This is a genomic window from Mycolicibacterium sp. MU0050 (genome assembly GCF_963378085.1).
In the GTDB taxonomy this organism is placed as follows: Bacteria; Actinomycetota; Actinomycetes; order Mycobacteriales; family Mycobacteriaceae; genus Mycobacterium; species Mycobacterium wendilense.
In genome coordinates, this window is sequence record NZ_OY726395.1 from 4,810,089 (window position 1) to 4,828,393 (window position 18,305).

Sequence of the window (18,305 nt, forward strand, 5' to 3'; positions counted from 1 at the left end):
TCTAATTGAACGAGGGAGGGCGGATGCAGCATCCGTGGGATCAACGCCTCGGCGTGTGGTGGATCGCCGAAGATCATCCGGACGCACCGGCCGTCGTCGCTTCGCCGAGCGGTCGGACCCTGACCTCCGGTGAACTGGCCGCCGCCGCCCACCGGGTGGCCAATGCGTTGCAGGCCCACGGCCTGCGCACCGGCGACGTGGTCGCCTACGCGCTACCCAACGACGTCGACGCCGTGATCTGGCAGCTGGGCACCAGTCAGATCGGGTTGCGCTATCTGACGCTCAACACCGCACTGTCCGCCGAGGAATTCGCCGCGATCCTGGCGCACTCGGAGGCCAAGGTGCTGGTCACCCACGCCGACTACCTCTACCGTTTCCCCAGCCTGCCCGCGGACATCACCCTGCAGGTCGTGGTCGGCGGACCCGCCGGCGCCGGGTTCGTCGCCGAGGCCGACTTCCTGGCTGACGCCCCAGCCACCCCGCCGGCCGACCGCACCCAAGGCGACGCCATCCGCTACTCCTCGGGCACCACCGGTAAACCGAAGGGCATCGTGCGCCCGCTGGACGGCCGCGAGCCCGGCGAGGCCGCCAACGCCCTGGCGATCTTCGGCCGCGCCTTCGACTTTCGCCCCTTCGACGGCGCCCACCTGGTGTCCACCGGCATGCACCACGCCGGGTGCCAGAGCTTCTACCTGGGCGCCCTCAACGTCGGGCAGGCCCTGGCGATCCTCGGCAAGTTCGATCCCGAGCAGACGCTGGCCGCCATCGAACGCCACGGGGTGACCTCTGCGTACATGGTGCCGACCCAGTTCGTTCGGATGCTCAAGCTCGACCCCGCCGTGCGCAACCGCTACGACCTGTCCAGCCTGCGGTCGGTGGTGCACTCCGCGGCGCCCTGCCCCACCCAGGTCAAGCAGGAAATGATGGATTGGTGGGGCCCGGTCATCTGGGAGACCTATGGCGGCACCGAGGGGCCGGCGACCGTGGCCAAACCGCATCGCTGGCTGGCCAAGCCGGGCACCGTGGGCCGTCCAATCCGAGGCGTTCGGGTGAAGATCCTCGACGACGAGGGCCGCGCGCTGGGTCCCGGAGAGGTCGGCGACGTCTACATCGAGCGGACGGACGGCCAGAGCTTCGAGTACCGCAACGACGCCGAACTGACCGCCTCGGTACACCGCGGGGCGGCCTTCACCATCGGCGACGTGGGATACCTCGACGACGACGGCTACCTGTTCATCTGCGACCGCGCCAAGGACATGATCATCAGCGGCGGCGTGAACATCTATCCGGCCGAGGTGGAGGGCGTGCTGTCCAGCCACCCCGCCATCGCCGACGTCGCGGTGATCGGCGTGCCCGACCCCGAATGGGGCGAACAGGTCAAGGCGGTGGTCGAGTTGCTCGACGGCACCGACCCTTCCGACGAACTGGCCGCGGAGATCATCGCCTACTGCCGCGAGCGGCTGGCCGGGTTCAAGTGCCCCCGCACCGTGGATTTCGACTCCGCGCTGCCGCGCACCGAGGCCCGGCAAGTTGGTCAAGCGCCAGATCCGCGACTCCTACTGGGCCGCCGCGGGCCGGCAGGTCTGACCCTCCACGACAGGAAGGCTGCAACCCACCACCATGAGCGACACCATCCCCATCGTCGGCTATCTGGAACTGGCCGATCCGCCCCACCTCAACGTCACCGTCTGCACGGACTGCGCGGCCTACTTCTTCGACCGCCGCGATGCCTGCGCCTCGTGCTTCGGCACCTACTTCACCACCAAGCCGGTGGCCACTACCGGCACGCTCGAGACCTTCACGGTCGTGCAGGTGGCCGCGCCGGGGGTACCCGTGCCCTACATCGCCGGCGTGGTCGACTGCGACGGCATCTCGGTGCGGGCCAACATCGTCGGCGTCGAACCGGACACCGAGTCGGTCCGGTTCGGAATGCCCTTGCAACTGACCACCTTTGACATCGGCACCGATGACGAGGGCCGCACCGCGGTCGGCTTCGGATTCCGGCCGGCCGCATCGGGAGAGGACCCGCGATGAGCTCCGACGTTTGGATCCTTGGCATCGCCATGACGAAGTTCGGCAAGCGCCCCGACCGCGACGCGGTGGGCCTCGGCGTCGACGCGGCCGGCGCCGCGCTGACCGACGCCGGGGTGAGCGTGGCCGACATCGACATCTTCGCGGCGGGCAACCTGCTCGGCTCGCCCGGATACGGGCAGGCGGTGCAGAAGCAACTCGGCCAGACCGGCATCCCGGTGTTCAACGTCGCCAACGCCTGTGCCACCGGAGCCACCGCCCTGCGGACCGCGATGTTGGCCATCAAGGCCGGCGAGGCCCACCTCGGGCTTGCCCTCGGCGCCGAGAAGCTGGCCGGGGCCGGCATGCTGGGCGCCAGCAGCAAGGCCCGCACCGACGCGAAGAGTTGGCAACCCAGCGGCCGCCTGGACGCGGTCGCCCCGCTGGAGGGCCAGATCGGTACCGACCTGATGCCCGGGGTGTTCGCCCAGATCGGCATGCAGTACCTGCATCGGCACGCCTATTCCGGGACGCCGCTGGAGTTGTTCGCCCGGATCAGCGAGAAGAACCACTTCCACTCGACGCTGAATCCCCTGGCAGCACACACCAAAGCGATGTCGGCCGAACAGATCATGAACGACGTGATGATCGCCTACCCGAACACCCGCCCGATGTGCTCGGCCAACTGCGACGGCGCCGCGGCGGCGGTCCTGGTCAGCGACGAGCGACTGCGCACCCTGTCGCCCGAGCAGCGCCGCCGCGCGGTCAAGGTGAGCGCATCGGTGCTGACCACCGACCCGTGGGAAGAGGCCTGCCAGGTGTTGCCCAACGTCAACACCGTCACGCGCAACGCCGCCACCCAGGCCTACGAAGCCGCCGGCGTCGGCCCCGAGGATCTGGATCTGGTGGAGCTGCACGACTGCTTTGCCACCGCCGAACTGGTGCACTACGACAACCTCGGGCTGTGCGAACCCGGCGGCGCGGTCGACTTCTTCGACAGCGGAGCCCCGTGGCGCGACGGCCGGCTGCCGGTCAACGTCTCCGGGGGTCTGCAATCGAAGGGCCATCCGATCGCCGCGACCGGCATCGCGAACGTCTGGGAGATCTGTCAGCACCTGCGCGGCGAGGCCGGCGACCGCCAGATCGACGGTGCCCGAGTAGGTCTGGCGCACGTGATCGGACTCGGCTCGACCTGCGGGATCCACATCCTGGAAAAGGCCGCCTGAGCCCGTCGGCGAAGTCCGGCAAGTAATCCCTAAATTAGTATCCTTTACGTTAGGACGGCGCAATGGTGCGTGCAGCCCCTTCCGGCGCGACGGCCGCGGCGACGCAGATCACCGCGGATACGCCCTTCGGCCCCGAGGACGACCAGTTCCACCGGTCGCCGGACGACAACCCCTACTGGGCCGAGACCACGTGGTGGTCGTTCAACATTCCGGAACGCAAGATCGGCGGCTGGCTACACGGCCAGTTCAACACCAACCGCGACACGGTGACGTGGCGGGTCTATGTCTGGGACCCCCGCGGCGCCGAGCAGTCGGACCTGCGGTACTTCCGGATGGCCACCGACGTCCCGGTCACGGATCCGGCTCCGGACCTTCGGGACATCACCATTCCCGGCGGCGGTTTCAGCGTGAAGATGATCCGCCCGCTGCGCGACTATGAGATCGAGTTCGAGGACAGCGCCGACGCCGCGGGCTGGGCCCCGCTCAACCATGGCTGGCTGCTGCAGGACGGCCGCTTCGAGTTGCTCGACAAGTCGGCCAGCCGGATGAAGAACTACCGCGACCCGCTGACCGGGTGGAGTTCGCACATGCAGGTCGACCTTGTCGACGTCCGGGGCCGCACCCTGGGCGCCGAGGGGATCGCTGCCAGTCACATCTGCGAGCGCGGGGGCGGCAGTACCGCGCTGATGCGCTGGGACCTGGGCTCCGAGATCGGCTGGGGCGAGGACCAAGACATCTGGCACCCAAAGCATTTCGCCCGAATGCGGGACGCCCTCCAAGCTGTGCGCTGAGCCCAGCGGCGACTAGAACAGGAGAACACAGTGAGCGGACCGTTCGACGGTGTCCGGGTCATCGAGGTGGCGTCGTGGACGTTCGTGCCGGGAGCGGGGGCGATCATGGCCGACCTCGGCGCCGACGTCATCAAGGTCGAACCGCCCACCGGTGACCCCCAGCGGGCGCTGCGTAACGCGCTCAACGCCGACGACTCGACCCCCAATCCCTTTCTGCAGGTGCCCAACCGGGGCAAGCGCAGCATCACTTTGGACCTGCGGTCCCCGGCCGGCGTCGAGACGCTGTTCCGACTGACCAAGACCGCCGATGTCTTCCTGACGAGTTATCTGCCGAAGGTGCGCGCCAAGCTCGGCATCGACGCCGAGGCGCTGCGGGCGGACAACCCCCGCCTGATCTACGTGCGCGGTTCGGGCTGGGGACGTAACGGCCCGATGGCCGACGCCGGCGGATTCGACTCGGCCGCGGCCTGGTCGGCCGCGGGTGTGCAGAACAAGCTCACCGCACCGGGTGCGGCGGAACCGGCGGCGCAACCGGCGGCGTTCTTCGACCTGCAGGGTTCCAGCGCCATCGCCGGTGCGGTGGCCATGGCCCTGTTCCAGCGGGAACGGCAGGGCCAGGGCGCCGAGGTCGACGTGTCGCTGCTGGGCACGGGAATGTGGACGATGAGTCCCGATCTGGCGGCAGTGGCGGCCGGCTCCGGCGAGCTGCCCCGGCAATACCGCAACGAGGTCGCCAACCCCATCGTGAACACCTATCGCACCGCGGACGACCGCTGGATCAATCTTGTTTGCCTGCAATCGGATCGGTACTGGCCCGAGCTGTGCCAGGCCATCAGCCGGCCGGAACTGGCCGAGGACGAACGGTTCACCGACATGGCCCGCCGATACGTCAACCGGGCGGCGTGCATCGCCGAGTTGGACAAGACCTTCGGCGAACGCACGCTGGACCAGTGGCGCACCGCGCTGGCCGGTTTCTCCGGGGTCTGGTCGGCGGCGGCGTCCTTCGAAGAGGTCTGCGCCAACCCGCAGGTCGCCGAGAACGGCTACCTCCCCGAGGTGACCCCGGCACAGGGGCAGCCGTTCCGGGTGGTCGCCCCGCCCTACCAGTTCGACGGCGTCCCGGGCGTGCCGGCCGGACCCGCGCCCGAGCTCGGCCAGCACACCGAAGAGGTGCTGCTGGACTGCGGATGGGACTGGGACGAGATCAGCGCGCTGCGCGAGGGCGGTGCGCTCGGGTGATCGCGGTGTCAGGCGAACAGGTCGATGACCGACTCGGTACCCAGGGTGCCCCACAGCATCTTGCGCCCGGCCCGGTCCATGTGGTCGACCCACAGCGTCCTGGCACCGTCCGCGTCGCCCGCTTCGATCAGCGCGGTCAATCGCCGAAACGAGCGGATCGTGTTCTTGAACTGCTTCTCGATCACGGCCGCGTCGGTGGTCGACGCCACCGCCCGGTCCATGTGCCGGGTGACGACGTCGCGCAGCACCGCGCCGATCAACGCCACGGTGGTGTTCCCGGCGCGCTCCAGGATCACGTCGTGAAAGCGGAAGGTCGCCGCCGACCACTCGGCCAGATCGGCGAATTCGGTGCCCTCGGCGACCAGCGCCGCCAGTGTGTCGGCCGCGCCGGTCAGCTCGGCGATGTCCTCGGCGGTCGCGCGGCGGGCCAGCATTTCCGCGGCCGCCGGTTCGAAGACCTTCCGCGCCTCGTACACATCGGCCAGCGTGGCGCCCGACATCTGCAGCAACAATCCGAAATCTCTTGCCGCTACGGAGGTTTGCGGGGAAGCCACCAGTACACCGCCGCGCGAGCCACGTCGGACGATGATCAGCGACTCGCTTTCCAGGATGCGGAACGCCTCCCGCAGTGTGGGCCGCGAGACACCGAACTGCTTGACCAGTTCCACCTCGGTGGGCAGCGCATCCCCCTGTTTCAGGACGCCGCGGACGATCTGGCTGCGCAACTGATCGGCAATCAGCTCCGCAGTTTTCGGCGCCCGCACCAACTTCGACGCACTGCCCGCTCGCCTCACCGCATCCATCAGCCATCCGTTCCTCAGCGCATCAATCGCCTAAATGATGCCACTCAACGCGAATACTAGGAGATTTGATGACCTCGACCCAGTTGGCCACCCGCAAGCTCTTCATCGACGGCGCCTGGACCGAAGGCGCCACCGAGGAGACCCTCGCGGTGATCAATCCGGCGACCGAAGAAACCATCGCCGAGGTGCCGCAGGCCTCCCCCGCGGACATCGATGCCGCGGTCGGCGCGGCCCGACGCGCCTTCGACGACGGCCCCTGGCCGCGGATGAGTCCCGCCGAACGCGGCCGGATCCTCGCGGCGATGGCCGACGAACTCACCCGTCGTCGCGCCGAGTTGGTGGAACTGAACATCGCCGAGGCCGGCTCCACCCGGATGCTCGCCGACATCCTCCAGGTGGGCACCCCGATCGACCATTTCTCGGACCTGGCGCACCGGGTGTTGCCGCAGTTCGCATTCGAGGAGTCGGTGCGGCCCGTCGTGGGCAACGGGATCGGCCAGGGCCAGGTGCTGCGGGAGCCCTACGGGGTGGCCGCGTTGATCACCGCGTTCAACTTCCCGTTCCTGTTGAACCTGGCCAAGGTGGGCCCCGCGCTCGCCGCCGGCTGCACCGCCGTGCTGAAGTCGTCGCCGTACACGCCGCTGGAGGCGCTGCTGCTCGGTGAGATCGCCGAGGCCGCGGGCCTGCCGCCCGGCACGCTCAACATCGTCACCGGCGACCTCGCCGCCGGCGAACGGCTCACCACCCATCCCGACGTCGACATCGTCAGCTTCACCGGTTCCGACACGGTGGGCCGCAAGGTGTACGCCCAGGGCGCCGCGACCATCAAGAAGGTGGTGCTCGAACTCGGCGGCAAGTCGGCGAACATCATTCTCGACGACGCCGACCTGGACAAGGCCCTGGAAAGCGTGTTGGCGGGCATCGTCACCCACGCCGGGCAGGGCTGCGCGTTGCTCACCCGGATCCTGGTCCACGAATCACTCCACGACGACCTGGTCAACCGGATCGTCGGCGTGCTGGGCTTCATCGGTGTCGGCGATCCGTCGGATCCGGCCACCATGATGGGGCCGCTGATCCGCGACGTGCAACGCCAGCGGGTGGAGGCACTGATCGCCGCCGGCGTCGAGGAAGGGGCCCAGATCGCCTTCGGCGGCAAGCGTCCGGCCCACCTGGACCGCGGCTACTTCCTGGAGCCGACCCTGTTCGTCGGCGTCGACAACGGGATGCGCATCGCCCAGGAGGAGTTCTTCGGCCCGGTCGGAGTGGTGATCCCGTTCCGCGACGACGCCGAGGCTGTCCGCATCGCCAACGACAGCCGCTACGGCCTGGCCGGCGGCGTGTGGTCGGCCGATCCGGTGCGCGCCGCGGAGGTGGCCCGCAAGCTGCGCACCGGCATGGTGGTGATCAACGGCGGCGGCGGCGGGCTGAATCCGGCCGCCCCGTTCGGCGGCTACAAGCAGAGCGGCATCGGCCGCGAGTTCGGCGAGTTCGGTTTGTCAGAGTTCCTGCAGCACAAGGCGCTTCAATGGCCCGTGGGCTAGCGGAGTGAGAAGGGCGGCGCGGATGTTCCGACGATGCGCGGCGGCCGCGGCGGCGGCGGGGCTGCTGGCCGCGTTCGGCGCGGTGAGCCCCGCCCGCGCCGACCTGCCGCCCCCGCGGCCGCCCGGCTCCCCCAACTACATCGAGCGGGTGGCCTGGGAGTACCACGGCGAGCGCGCCACCCTGCGGATCTTCCCCACGGCCTGGGGATGGTCGGCGGCCGGTGTGTTCACCAACGGCGCCCAGAGCTACGACGCGTGGGCCGAACTGCTGCAGCACGCCCCCGAGGCGAACACGCTGACCATGCAGCGCCAGTTCTTCTGTCATTGGCAGTTGGCCACGTTCACCAACCCGGGCAAGGTCGGCACCTGGAACCTGGAGCCCTGGCGCGAGGTGGTCACCAACACCATGCTGGTCAACTCCGGCTGTAACCCGGGCGGGCCCGACGACGTCCTCAACTGGTGATCGCCGCGAACTCCGGCGCGATCAGATCCTGCACCGCGGACCACGGCACGGTGATCGCCCGCGGGGCGCGGCCGAACTGACCGGCCGGAAAGTGTAATTCGATGCCCTGATCGGTGGGCAACCAGAACCGGAAGTTGCGCTTCAACGGCGCCATCGACGGCCCGTATTCGGCCCAGCCGCCCAACGGCGGTTCCGGGTAACTGGCCGGCAGGATCTGCTTGGTCAGATCCGACAGCCGCGTCAGGCCCGCGCGTTCGTCCCGGAACAGGTTCGCCCAGACGATCTGGATCCCGCTGCGGGAGTCGAAGACTCGGGTCGCCACCGTGTCCACCGGCATGTTCGGCAACTCCGTCGCGTGGTACTGCCCGGTGAACAGCGCCGAGATGGTCATGGGCCGAAACAGCAGCCGCCCCTGGGCGTGGAAGGTCCACGGCGAGGTCTTGCTGGCGCTCGCCGCATACAGCCACACGTGCCCATCGGCCTCCTCGTCGAGGATCCGGTTGATGGCGTCGGTGACGGCCGGGTCGCCACCGGCGATCTTCTCGTAACGCAACCGTCCAGTTGCCGATTCCGTTGGGGCTCACGCCCGCGCGGACGTCCGGCACCACCGCGTACGTGACGCCGTTGGACACCGGTTCCGCCTGGGCCCGGGGGGCGGGCCCGAACCCGAGGAGCGCGAGCACCGTGGCGAGCGCCAGCGCCACCGCGAACGTCCTTCGAAACACGTTGTCCGGCTGCATGGTGCGCACTCCTAGCTCACGACGTCTCACGGTCCGCTCGGCGGCGGCGGTAGCGGCAGTACAGGCCCCGCGTAGGGCAGGTCGATGCTGTAGGGCCCCTTCGGCGTGGGATCGGCGCGCCGCAGCGGATCGGCGCCCGGCGGCGGACCCGCGGTGTCGTCGCCGGGTGGCCGCGGCGCGTTGCGCGCGCCCCGCACCAGGTACTTGGGATCCGGGTTGGGGCAATAGGTGTAGAGATAGGGCTCCGGATGATCGGCGACCGACGGCGGTGCGTGCGGCAGGTTGTAGTCACACGAATACCGTTGGTACAGGCTGACCGCGCCCCAAACGCCGCCGTCGCGGAACGTCGAGCCGAGCGCTTCCAGCGCCGAACCGGCCCGATACTCGGGGAAGAAGAACGCATTGAGCGCGGGCACCCGCAGGTACGCCAGCTGCGACACGGTGGTGAGGTTGCCGAGCAGTTGCACCATGGTCGGCGAGTTGTCGGCGATCAGGGCATCGAGCGACCCCATGGTCTGCGGCCCGCGCTCCAGCAGAGTCCGATAGCCCCCGTCCATGCGCTGCACGCCACCCAGGATCGACGACAGATCCGATGAGGTCGAGGCCAGGCCCGGGCTGACGTCGCGAACGGTCGACAGCATCACCTTGCTGGTGTTGACCAGGCTCACCGTTTGCGGCAGCACCGAATCCAGGGTCGATACCAGCAGCGCCCCGCCGTCGAGGATGGCCGCCAACTTGTGCACCCCCTCCGGACCCACCCGCAGCTCGTCGAACACCGCGGAAAGCTTGTCGGGCTCAACCTGCTTGAGGGTGCCGTCCAGATTTCCCAGCAGCGTCGCCAACGTCACCGGGGTCTGCGTCCGGTCACTGTCGACCACACTGCCGTCGACCAGATAGGGGGCCGCGTTGCTGGTGGCCCGGAAGTCGAGATACTGCTCACCGGCCGGGGACAACGCCGACACCCGAACCACGCTGTCGGCGGGGATCTGCGCGTCGGGGCTGAGCGCCGCGGTGGCCACCACGCCGTCGTCGGTCAGGTCGATCGACTGCACGCGGCCCACCGCCACCCCGCGCAAGGTGACGTCCTGGCCGGGAAGCAGCCCGCCGGTTTCCGCGAGGTGCACGCGCACCAGCTTCTCGGTGCTGCCCGGGTTGATCTTCAGCGTCCCGAACAGCAGGTAGGCCACCCCGACCACCAACATCAGCGCCAACGCAGCCGCGGACAGCCCCAGTCGTCGCTCCCGCGCGTAACGCAGCGCGGCCAGCAGCCGGGCGATCACGGCGTGCCCTCCGGGGGCGCCGGTCGCACCGGCGCGGGGGGCGGCACCGGCGGCCGGGGCGGCGCCGGCGTCAGGGCGCCGGGCGCGGGACCGATCAGGTTCGGCGGCGGCACGTTGCCGGGCGGTGGCGTCGGCGCGCCCCAGAACTTGTCGCGGACCTTGATCAGCTCATAGGTGATGCTGCCCAACATGTTTCGGAAATCTTCCCGGGTGGGCGCCCGGCTGCCCGGGTCGGCGGGATGATACGGGTCGGCGAACGCCCCGACGGCCATGTCGGCCAGGTCGATCGAGACATGGGACGACGTGGAGTTAGTCAGCTTGAGGATGGGGCCGAACAGCAGGTTGAACGTCGCCAGCGAGGCCCCCGGCGCCGTCGCGGCGGCGTTCAACGCCTCGGAGAGCGTCTGCAGGGTCGGCTCGGTGCCGTCGTCGGCGATGACGGCGTTGAGTTCCCGGACAATGCGGTTGGCGCCGCCGCCGGCGTGCGACAGTTCGTCGCCGCGCCCGCTGGTCGCCTCGGCCACCGCGGCGAGGACGCCCACGCTGTCGCGGGAGCCCGGCCGGCCGACCGCCCCCATCACGTCGCGCAGCTTGGTCAACGCGGTCTGGAACTGCACGGTGGCCAGGCTGTCGTCCTGCCTGATCTCGTCGCCGGGCTGCAGTTTCGGCCCGGGTCCGTTGTCCACCAATTGGATCGACGAGACCGCGAAGACGTTGCTGGGCACCACCCGAGCGGTGACGGTGGCCGGGATGCCCCCGGCGAAGTGCGGGTCGAGGCTCAGCAGGATCTCGTTGGGGCGGGTCTCGGTCGCCGGCTGCACGCCCTCGACGGTCCCCACCAGCGCCCCGCGGAACTTGACGTCGGGCCCGGACGGCAGACCGTCGCCGACATTGCTCAGCAGCGCAAAGACCTCGACGCGGCTCGCGAAGAAGCCCTCGGACTTGGCGATCGCGGCCGCGGACAGCAGCACCGCGCCGAGTAACAGCGCCAACCCGCGTACGAGCAGCCGCCCATCGGACACCTGCCGGGCCGCCGACTCGAGCTTCTGTGTCATCAGCCGCCCAACCTAGCGCCCGAGCCGATTCCCCACAGCCCAATGGTGAGAAGGAGATTCGCGATGATCATCACCGAGATGCTGGCCCGCATGGCGCGGCCCGCGGCGATGCCGACGCCCTGCGGACCGCCGGTGGCGAAGTAGCCGTAGTAGCACTGGATGGTCGAGGTGATGGTGACGAATACGACGGCCTTGATGACCGAGTAGACGATGTCGGAGCCGGTCAGCACCAGCCGGAAGTAGTGGTCGAAGGAGCCCGCAGACACCCCGCCGGCGAAGGTCACGATGGTCTGCACGGCGGCGTAGTTCACCACCAGGCACAGCACGTAGAGCGGGATGATCGCCACCACCGAGGCCAGCAGCCGCGTGGTCACCAGGTACGGGATCGGGCGGATGGCAAGAGATTCGATGGCGTCGACCTCTTCGGAGATCCGCATCGAACCCAGCTGCGCGGTGAACCGGCAACCGGCCTGGGCCGCGAAGGCCAACGCGGCCATGATCGGAGCCAGCTCACGGGTGGACACCGTCGACGACAGCAGTCCGGCGGCCTTGCGGTAACGGGTCAGCGCCACCGGGATCGCCGCGACGGCGTGGCCGAAGAACGTCAACAGATGACCGAGCCGGACGCCGAGACCGGCCACCGTGGTCACCGCGACCACCAGCGGCCGCACGCCCCTGGGGTAGTAGGTTGCCGCCACTACAGGGCCGCCTTCGGGAACAGCAGGACGTACATCTGGGTGAAGACGACATTGGTGATCATCAACAACAGGATCGAAGCGACCACGGTGGCGTTGACCGAGTTGGCCACGCCGGCCGGGCCGCCCTTGGTGCTCAATCCCTTGTCGCAGGCGACGATCGCGACGATCGCGGCGAACACCACCGACTTGATCAGCGTGAGCACCAGGTCGCCCACCGTCGCGAAGGAGGCGAACGTCATCACGAAGCTGCCCGGCGCCCCGCTCTGGACGAACGTGTTGAACAGGTAGCCCGCCAGGAACCCGATGAAGCAGACCAGCCCGGTCAAGCCCAGGCCCACCAGGATGGCGGCGGCCAGCCGCGGAACCACCAGGCGCCGGATCGCCGAAATGCCCAGCACCTCAAGGGCGTCGACTTCTTCCCGGATGGTGCGTGAGCCCAGGTCCGCGCAGATGGCCGAACCCACCGCGGCGGCCATCAGCAGCGCCGCGACCAACGGTGCGCCCTGCTTGATCACGGCCAGACCGCTGGCCGCGCCGGCCAGGGACGTCGCACCCACCTGACCGGCCAGCAGAGCGAACTGGATCTGCAGGGTCACCCCGATGGGGATCGCCACGCACATGGTGGGCAACATCGCCGTCGAAGCCATGAATGCCGCCTGCCGGACGAACTCCTCGAACGGAAAGCGCCACTTGACGATGTCGATGACGAGGTATTGCAACGCGCGCAGCCCCAGGATGCATTGGCTGCCCACCGTTTCCAGCGAGGCCATCGGGTGACGGCGGACATAGCCGCGGGTCCACTCGGTGATATCGCCGACCGCCGACGGGGGCTGCTGCACTGTCACCCTTGACCTCCGCGTCCCTGCATCTGCTTGTCCGTGGCGCTCAGCGCCACTGCGGCCGTTCGTCCTGCGATACGTCGATTCCGCCGAAGCGCCGCTTGAAGAACTCCTCGGTGTTCGCCTCCCGGCGGTACCGCTCGCCGCTGGCCGTCAGCAACGCGATGCGTTCCTCGAGCGCCCGGATCCGCCGCGCGTCCGGCGTCGGTTCCTGACGGGCCCGGTCCAACTCCGCGGTGAGGTCGGCCAACTCCTCGGCCAGTCGGGCCGCAACCTCGCCGAACGTCAGCAGGTCGTAATCGTCGGTTTCCGGCCGGGCCACAGGCGATTCCGCGTCCGGCGCCCCATGCTCGTCGGCACGCTGCGGCCCATCAACCATTACCGACCGCCGTCCAGGCGCAGCAGTTCACGCGCGTTGAGTTCGACGATGCGGTGCACGTCGTGATCGTTGACGTCGATCAGGTTCTCGGCGATCCCCTTACGACTGTTCGGCCAGATGGAATCCGAATGCGGATAGTCCACCTCGACGAGGATGTTCTCGATACCGATCTGGTCTCGCGCGTTCACCCCGTGCACGTCGTCGATGAAGCAGCCCCAGAAATGCTTACGGAACAGGTCCGAGGGCCGGTCGGTGCGGCTGATGGGCTGATACCAGCGGTGCCGTTCCCAGGTGTAGTCCAGCCGTTCCAGCAGGTAGGGAATCCACCCGATGCCGCCCTCGGACAGCATGAACTTCAGGTTCGGGTGCCGCTGCAACATCCCCGAGAAGACCAGGTCGGCGGTGCTCCACATCAGGTTGGTCGAGAACGTCGCGATGGCGACGGCGAACGGAGCCATGTCGGTGGGCGAGGGGTTCTGGAACGAGAAGCCGGGCACGTACCCGCCGGCCCCGAAGTGCAGGCACACCGGCATGTCGGCCGCCTCCAGCGCGTCCCACAGCACCTCCCAGTGGGTCGGGTGGTGGAACGACGGCAGCCCCAGCGGCACCGGGCTGTCCGGGAAGGACACCGCCTTGGTGCCGATCTGGGCCAAACGTTCCACCTCGGCGGCGGCCAACTGCGGATCCCAGGTCGGCAGAATTCCCAAGGGAATCAAGCGGTCCGGGGCGCTCGCGCACCATTCGTAGACTTGGAAGTCGTTCCACGCCTTCACGCATTCCAGGGCCAGTTCCTTGTCCTTGGCGCGCTGGAAGACCCCGCCGCCGAAGCCGGGGAACGACGGGAAGGACAGCGCGCCGTGCACGCCGTCGATGTCCATGTCCTTGATGCGCTCCACCGGGTCGTAACAGCCGGGGATCATCTGGTCGTAGCGGACCGGCTCCATGCCGTACTCCGAGGGCGGCTTGCCGGCCACCGCGTTCAAACCGATCTGCGGATAGAGCTGGCCCTCGTAGCGCCACACGTGGTGGCCCTCGGCCGTCTCGATGATCTGCGGGCCTTCCTCCCGGTGCGCCTCGGGCAGCCGGTCCTGCCACACCTGCGGATGTTCGATGACATGGTCATCGACCGAGATGATCTTCATCCAGTCCTGTAATGGCATCAGGTCTCCTCCACTTCGAAACTGTCCCCGGCGCCGCTTACTGACGGAAGCCGAATGTCGTTGGGCCTCAACGAGGCAACCCCAGCGCACGTTCGGCGATCACGTTGCGCAGCACCTCGTTGGTGCCCCCGGCAATCGTGAAAGCACGGCCGTACATGAACGCGTCCTGCCACCAACCCAGGTCTTGCACCTGCGCGTCCCCCTCGATGCGGACACCGTCGTGGCCCTGCAGCTCGAGGCCGTACTCGTGCAGGGCCAGGTTGATCTCGCTGAACAGGATCTTCGACACCGGTGCGTCGGCCGCGTCGGCGCCACCGTGCAGCGACCGGCTGTCGTTCAACGCCGAAACCAGGGAATTGACATGGACATCCGCGACGAACCCACCGATGCGCTGGCGCACGTCGGCGCACTCGATCGCCGGGCCGCCGTCGAGCGTGACCTCACCGGCCAGGCGCGCCAGCCGGTCCAGCGCCCCGAACAGCGAGGCGCCGCTGCCGGCGCTCGAGCGTTCCAGGGCCAGGCTGGTGGTGGTCACCGCCCACCCCTGGTCGACCTCGCCGATGACGTGGTGGGCGGGGATCCGGACGGCGTCCAGGAAGACCTCGTTGAAGTCCGCGGTGCCGGTGATCTCCCGCAGGGGCCGCACCGACACCCCGGGCGTGGTCATGTCCAGCGCGAAGGCCGTGATGCCGGCGTGTTTGGGGGCGTCGGGGTCGGTGCGCGCCAGCAGGTACCCCCAGTCGGCATACTGACCGTTGGTGGTCCACACCTTCTGGCCGTCGACCACGAAGTGGTCGCCGTCGCGGCGCGCCCGGGTGCGCAGGCCCGCGAGGTCGCTGCCGGCGTCGGGTTCGCTGAACAACTGACACCAGATGTGTTCCCCGGACCGGATGCGGGGCAGGAAGAAGTCCCGCTGCTCCGCGGTGCCGGAGGCAATGATCGCCGCGGCCGCGAGCAGGCCGCCGCCCACCGGGCCCGGCGCACCGACCCGGATCAATTCGTCGGTGACCGCGGACTCGAACAAGGGGTGGGGGTTGGTCAGACCGCCGTATTCTTCCGGCCAGTGCACCCCCAGCAACTGTTCTTCGAACAGCCGTCGGGTCCAGTCCCGCAGCGCCGGAACCTGTTCGGGCTCCGGCGCGCGGACCCCCGTCCGGCCATGCCGCGGCGGTGCATGTTGGGCCGCCAGCTCGCGCACCCGACGTCGCACTTCGTCCAGTTCCGTGTCTTGCCCGAGTTGCACGAAGCTCTCTCCCGCATTGTCGACCGACCCACATTAATCTTAATCAGTATCCTGTATGTTTGAGACGCGTTTGGCAATCCCCCGAAACGCGACCGTCGATCCCAGCAAGGAGCAGCCGTGGACTTCGAGCTCACCGATGAACAAAAGGGCCTCGTCGACGCCACTCGGTCGCTGCTGACCGCCAAGTCCTCGCTCGCCGGGGCCCGCGACCTCATCGACGGCCCCGATGGTTTCGACACCGCGCTGTGGCGGCACGGGGTGGAACTCGGGTGGCCGGCGTTGACCGTCGCGGAGGAGGACGGCGGCCTGGGCCAGCAGATCATCGATCTGGCGTTGGTCACCGTGGAACTGGGGCGCAGCCTGGCGAGCACCCCGTTGGTGCCGACCGCACTGGTCGCCGACGCGCTCGGCCACTCCGACAACGAGCAGAAAGCCAAGCTGCTGCAGGCGATCTGCGAGGGCAATCTGGTCGCATCGTGGGGGTTCGCCGAGTTCAGACAGCCCTGGGGTCCGGCCGGCATCACCGCGCGGGCCCAGTCCCACGAGGGCGGTTACCTGCTGGACGGGGCGAAGGTCTCCGTGCAGGACGCCGACAGTGCGCAGCTGCTGATCGTCGACGCGGTTCTCGATGACGCCCCGGCCCGCTTCCTGGTGTCCACCGACGCCGACGGGCTGCGCATCGTTCGGCAGAACACGCTCGACGTCACGCGCAGCTACTGCGACGTGACCCTGACGCAGGTCAAGGTGGATGCCGCGGCGCTGCTGGCAAGCGGGGACGAGGCTCGGCGGTCGTTGGCGCGGACCATGCAGCTCAGCACGGTGCTCGCCTGCGCCGAGCTGGTCGGCATCGGCAGCCGCCTGCTCGACATGACGGTCGGTTACGTCAAGGAGCGCGAACAGTTCGGCCGGCCGGTCGGAAGCTTCCAGGCCGTCAAACATAAGTGCGCCGACATGCGCATCTGGGTGCAGGCCAGCACCGCGGCGACCTACTACGCCGCCATGACTCTGGACAGCGAACACCACGACAGCGAACGGGCGGTCAGCATCGCCAAGGCCTATGTGTCGGATGCCATCAACCGGGTGGCGGGGCAGGCCCTGCAGCTACACGGCGGGATCGGCTTCACCTGGGAACACGACCTGCATCTGTTCCTGCGGCGGGCACGGGTCAACTCGATGTTGTCGGGCGACGCCCGGCATCACCGGGAGCGGCTGTGCGCGTCGCTGGAGGCGGATTTGGCCGGGGCCGCGGGTTAGCGGCCGCCGGTCAGCGTCAGCACCGAGATGTCCGGCGGCGCCCCGATCCGCACTGGCGGACCCCAGAAACCGGCGCCGCGCGACACGTAGAGCTGGGTGTCCTCGAAGCTGGACAGTCCGGCCAGCGATGGTTGCACCGCCTGCACCGCGTAGTGGAACGGCCACATCTGCCCGCCGTGGGTGTGGCCGGACAGCTGCAGATCCACACCGCGCGCCGCGGCCTCGTCGACCAGAACCGGTTGGTGGGCAAGCAGAATCGTCGGGCCGGACGGGTCCACACCCGCCAGTGCACGGTCGAAGTCGGGCCCGTCGGACTTCGTCTCCCCCGCGATGTCGTTGACGCCGGCCAGGTCGAAGGTGGCACCCCCGCGCCGGATCACGGTGTGCTCGTTGCGCAGCGGTTGCAGTCCCAGTCGTTCCAGTTCGCGCAGCCATTCCGTGGTGTCCTCGACGAAGTACTCGTGATTGCCGGTGACGAAGAAGGCACCTTCGCGAGCAACCAAGTCTTGCAACGGTTCTGCGGCCGCCCCCAGCTCGTCGACCGTCCCGTCCACGATGTCGCCCACCACGGCGATCAGGTCCGGCTCGGACTCGTTGATCATCCGGACAATCCGTTCGCTGTGCCGGCGCCCTGCCATCGGGCCGAGGTGGATATCGGAGACCACGGCGATCCGGAAACCGTCGAACGCCGGGTCCAGCCGGCCCAACCGGACCGGCACGCGCAGCAGATCCGGCGGACCCAGGGCGTTCGACGCCCCCACCCCGACCAGGCCCACCGAGGCCACGCCCGCGGCCACCGCGCTGCTTCGGGCCAAGAACATCCGGCGGTTCATCCCCGCCTGGTCGGTCGGGACCTGGTCGGTGACCGGCTGCGCGCTCTCCGTCTCCGCAGCGGCCCTGCCGACCGTCTCGCCGCGGCGCGGATCCCGCTTCACCCAAGTGCGCAACGCCAGCCGCACCGGCTCCAGTGCCAGCAGCGTGAGAAAGAGGTAGGCCAGCAGGCCGAACCAGAAGTACCCCGGCCACACGAACCACCCGGTGTGCGCAAGCCCGACCGCGCGCGGCACGAGCAGGGCCTCGACCAACAGGCCGGCCAGCAGCACGAGCGCCGCCGTGAGGAGTCGACGCGTGCGCCCAGGCGACGTGGTGTCCTTGACCAGTCGCTTCCATAGATAGAGGTGCATCAGCCCGAGAATCGTGCAGAGAACGACGATGAACATGGACTCCCTTTTGCCGCCCGGACCAATCGGAGCCTAGTTGTCGGACCGGCGCCGGGCCCACGACGGGCTGAGGGCGCCCCGACCTCCGGGTTCACGCCCGCGCTCAGGATTCCTCTGAGGTCGCCCCTCCGGACGGCCCACCTCAGAGCGACAACCACGGGAGTTCGCCACGGGCCGGCCCTCGTTGTCGCTCGGAGGTGGGATTTTCGAACACCGGAACCTCCGGGGCGCCGCACCAGGAACGCCCGGCGGCATGCATCAAGACAGCATCGGACCGAAGAGCCCGTTGCACCTGCTCCGACAGGGGCTCACCATGGAGGTGACGCCGGCGTTCGGACACCGGCGAACGATGGGGGGACAGTCC

General features: G+C 68.8%; 17 protein-coding genes and 1 pseudogene. 8 read left to right on the forward strand and 10 right to left on the reverse strand.

Going from position 1 to position 18,305, the window contains the following annotated elements:
• Positions 1–23 precede the first annotated feature (23 nt).
• The 5 genes and pseudogenes from R2K23_RS22945 to R2K23_RS22965 all read left to right on the forward strand — a co-directional run.
• Positions 24–1,460, forward strand: a pseudogene (locus R2K23_RS22945) (AMP-binding protein); the annotation flags it as partial.
• Positions 1,461–1,620: 160 nt separating this feature from the next.
• Entirely contained in the window at positions 1,621–2,034 is a 414-nt protein-coding gene (locus R2K23_RS22950) for a Zn-ribbon domain-containing OB-fold protein (protein ID WP_316512878.1), read from the forward strand.
• Entirely contained in the window at positions 2,031–3,236 is a 1,206-nt protein-coding gene (locus R2K23_RS22955; RefSeq protein WP_316512879.1) for a thiolase family protein, read from the forward strand. Before R2K23_RS22950 ends, R2K23_RS22955 begins: the two co-directional genes overlap by 4 nt.
• Positions 3,237–3,298: 62 nt before the next feature.
• Positions 3,299–4,027, forward strand: a complete 729-nt coding sequence (locus tag R2K23_RS22960; RefSeq protein WP_316512881.1) for a hypothetical protein — start codon at positions 3,299–3,301, stop codon at positions 4,025–4,027.
• Positions 4,028–4,057: 30 nt separating this feature from the next.
• The gene (locus R2K23_RS22965; protein ID WP_316512883.1) at positions 4,058–5,266 is read left to right on the forward strand and encodes a CaiB/BaiF CoA transferase family protein; all 1,209 of its coding nucleotides are present in this window, start codon (positions 4,058–4,060) and stop codon (positions 5,264–5,266) included.
• An 8-nt stretch (positions 5,267–5,274) separates the two neighbouring features.
• Here R2K23_RS22965 and R2K23_RS22970 read toward each other — a convergent pair whose 3' ends face one another.
• On the reverse strand, positions 5,275–6,069 hold the full coding sequence (locus R2K23_RS22970) for a FadR/GntR family transcriptional regulator (RefSeq protein WP_316512884.1): 795 nt from the start codon (positions 6,067–6,069) through the stop codon (positions 5,275–5,277).
• Between the two features lie 68 nt (positions 6,070–6,137).
• Between R2K23_RS22970 and R2K23_RS22975 the strand changes: the two genes are divergently transcribed.
• Positions 6,138–7,610, forward strand: a complete 1,473-nt coding sequence (locus R2K23_RS22975; RefSeq protein WP_316512886.1) for an aldehyde dehydrogenase family protein — start codon at positions 6,138–6,140, stop codon at positions 7,608–7,610.
• A 22-nt stretch (positions 7,611–7,632) separates the two neighbouring features.
• Positions 7,633–8,073 carry a DUF2599 domain-containing protein gene (locus tag R2K23_RS22980; protein WP_316512888.1) on the forward strand — a complete coding sequence of 147 codons (441 nt, stop codon included), beginning with the start codon at positions 7,633–7,635 and terminating at the stop codon, positions 8,071–8,073.
• On the opposite strand, the gene R2K23_RS22985 is transcribed toward R2K23_RS22980, so the two are convergent.
• From R2K23_RS22985 to R2K23_RS23020, 8 genes are all read right to left on the reverse strand, one after another.
• The gene (locus R2K23_RS22985) at positions 8,063–8,626 is read right to left on the reverse strand and encodes a DUF3298 domain-containing protein (RefSeq protein WP_316512889.1); all 564 of its coding nucleotides are present in this window, start codon (positions 8,624–8,626) and stop codon (positions 8,063–8,065) included. The two genes, R2K23_RS22980 and R2K23_RS22985, sit on opposite strands and share 11 nt — an antisense overlap.
• Before the next feature lie 213 nt (positions 8,627–8,839).
• The gene (locus R2K23_RS22990; protein WP_316517509.1) at positions 8,840–10,090 is read right to left on the reverse strand and encodes an MlaD family protein; all 1,251 of its coding nucleotides are present in this window, start codon (positions 10,088–10,090) and stop codon (positions 8,840–8,842) included.
• Positions 10,090–11,148 (reverse strand): MlaD family protein, encoded by a 1,059-nt coding sequence (locus R2K23_RS22995; RefSeq protein ID WP_316512890.1) that lies wholly within the window; start codon positions 11,146–11,148, stop codon positions 10,090–10,092. The genes R2K23_RS22990 and R2K23_RS22995 overlap by 1 nt, the downstream gene beginning before the upstream one ends.
• The gene (locus R2K23_RS23000) at positions 11,148–11,846 is read right to left on the reverse strand and encodes an ABC transporter permease (RefSeq protein WP_316512892.1); all 699 of its coding nucleotides are present in this window, start codon (positions 11,844–11,846) and stop codon (positions 11,148–11,150) included. Before R2K23_RS23000 ends, R2K23_RS22995 begins: the two co-directional genes overlap by 1 nt.
• Positions 11,846–12,616 carry an MlaE family ABC transporter permease gene (locus R2K23_RS23005; protein ID WP_316517510.1) on the reverse strand — a complete coding sequence of 257 codons (771 nt, stop codon included), beginning with the start codon at positions 12,614–12,616 and terminating at the stop codon, positions 11,846–11,848. Before R2K23_RS23005 ends, R2K23_RS23000 begins: the two co-directional genes overlap by 1 nt.
• Positions 12,617–12,731: 115 nt before the next feature.
• A complete protein-coding gene (locus tag R2K23_RS23010) occupies positions 12,732–13,064 on the reverse strand; it encodes a hypothetical protein (RefSeq protein WP_316512894.1) in 333 nt (110 codons plus the stop codon).
• Positions 13,064–14,224, reverse strand: coding sequence for an amidohydrolase family protein (locus R2K23_RS23015; RefSeq protein ID WP_316512896.1), 1,161 nt, complete (start codon positions 14,222–14,224; stop codon positions 13,064–13,066). Before R2K23_RS23015 ends, R2K23_RS23010 begins: the two co-directional genes overlap by 1 nt.
• A gap of 67 nt (positions 14,225–14,291) precedes the next feature.
• The gene (locus R2K23_RS23020; protein WP_316512897.1) at positions 14,292–15,467 is read right to left on the reverse strand and encodes an acyl-CoA dehydrogenase family protein; all 1,176 of its coding nucleotides are present in this window, start codon (positions 15,465–15,467) and stop codon (positions 14,292–14,294) included.
• A gap of 117 nt (positions 15,468–15,584) precedes the next feature.
• On the opposite strand from R2K23_RS23020, the gene R2K23_RS23025 reads away from it, so the two are divergent.
• A complete protein-coding gene (locus R2K23_RS23025) occupies positions 15,585–16,721 on the forward strand; it encodes an acyl-CoA dehydrogenase family protein (RefSeq protein WP_316512899.1) in 1,137 nt (378 codons plus the stop codon).
• Here R2K23_RS23025 and R2K23_RS23030 read toward each other — a convergent pair.
• On the reverse strand, positions 16,718–17,941 hold the full coding sequence (locus R2K23_RS23030; protein WP_316512901.1) for a metallophosphoesterase: 1,224 nt from the start codon (positions 17,939–17,941) through the stop codon (positions 16,718–16,720). The two genes, R2K23_RS23025 and R2K23_RS23030, sit on opposite strands and share 4 nt — an antisense overlap.
• Positions 17,942–18,305: the final 364 nt, after the last annotated feature.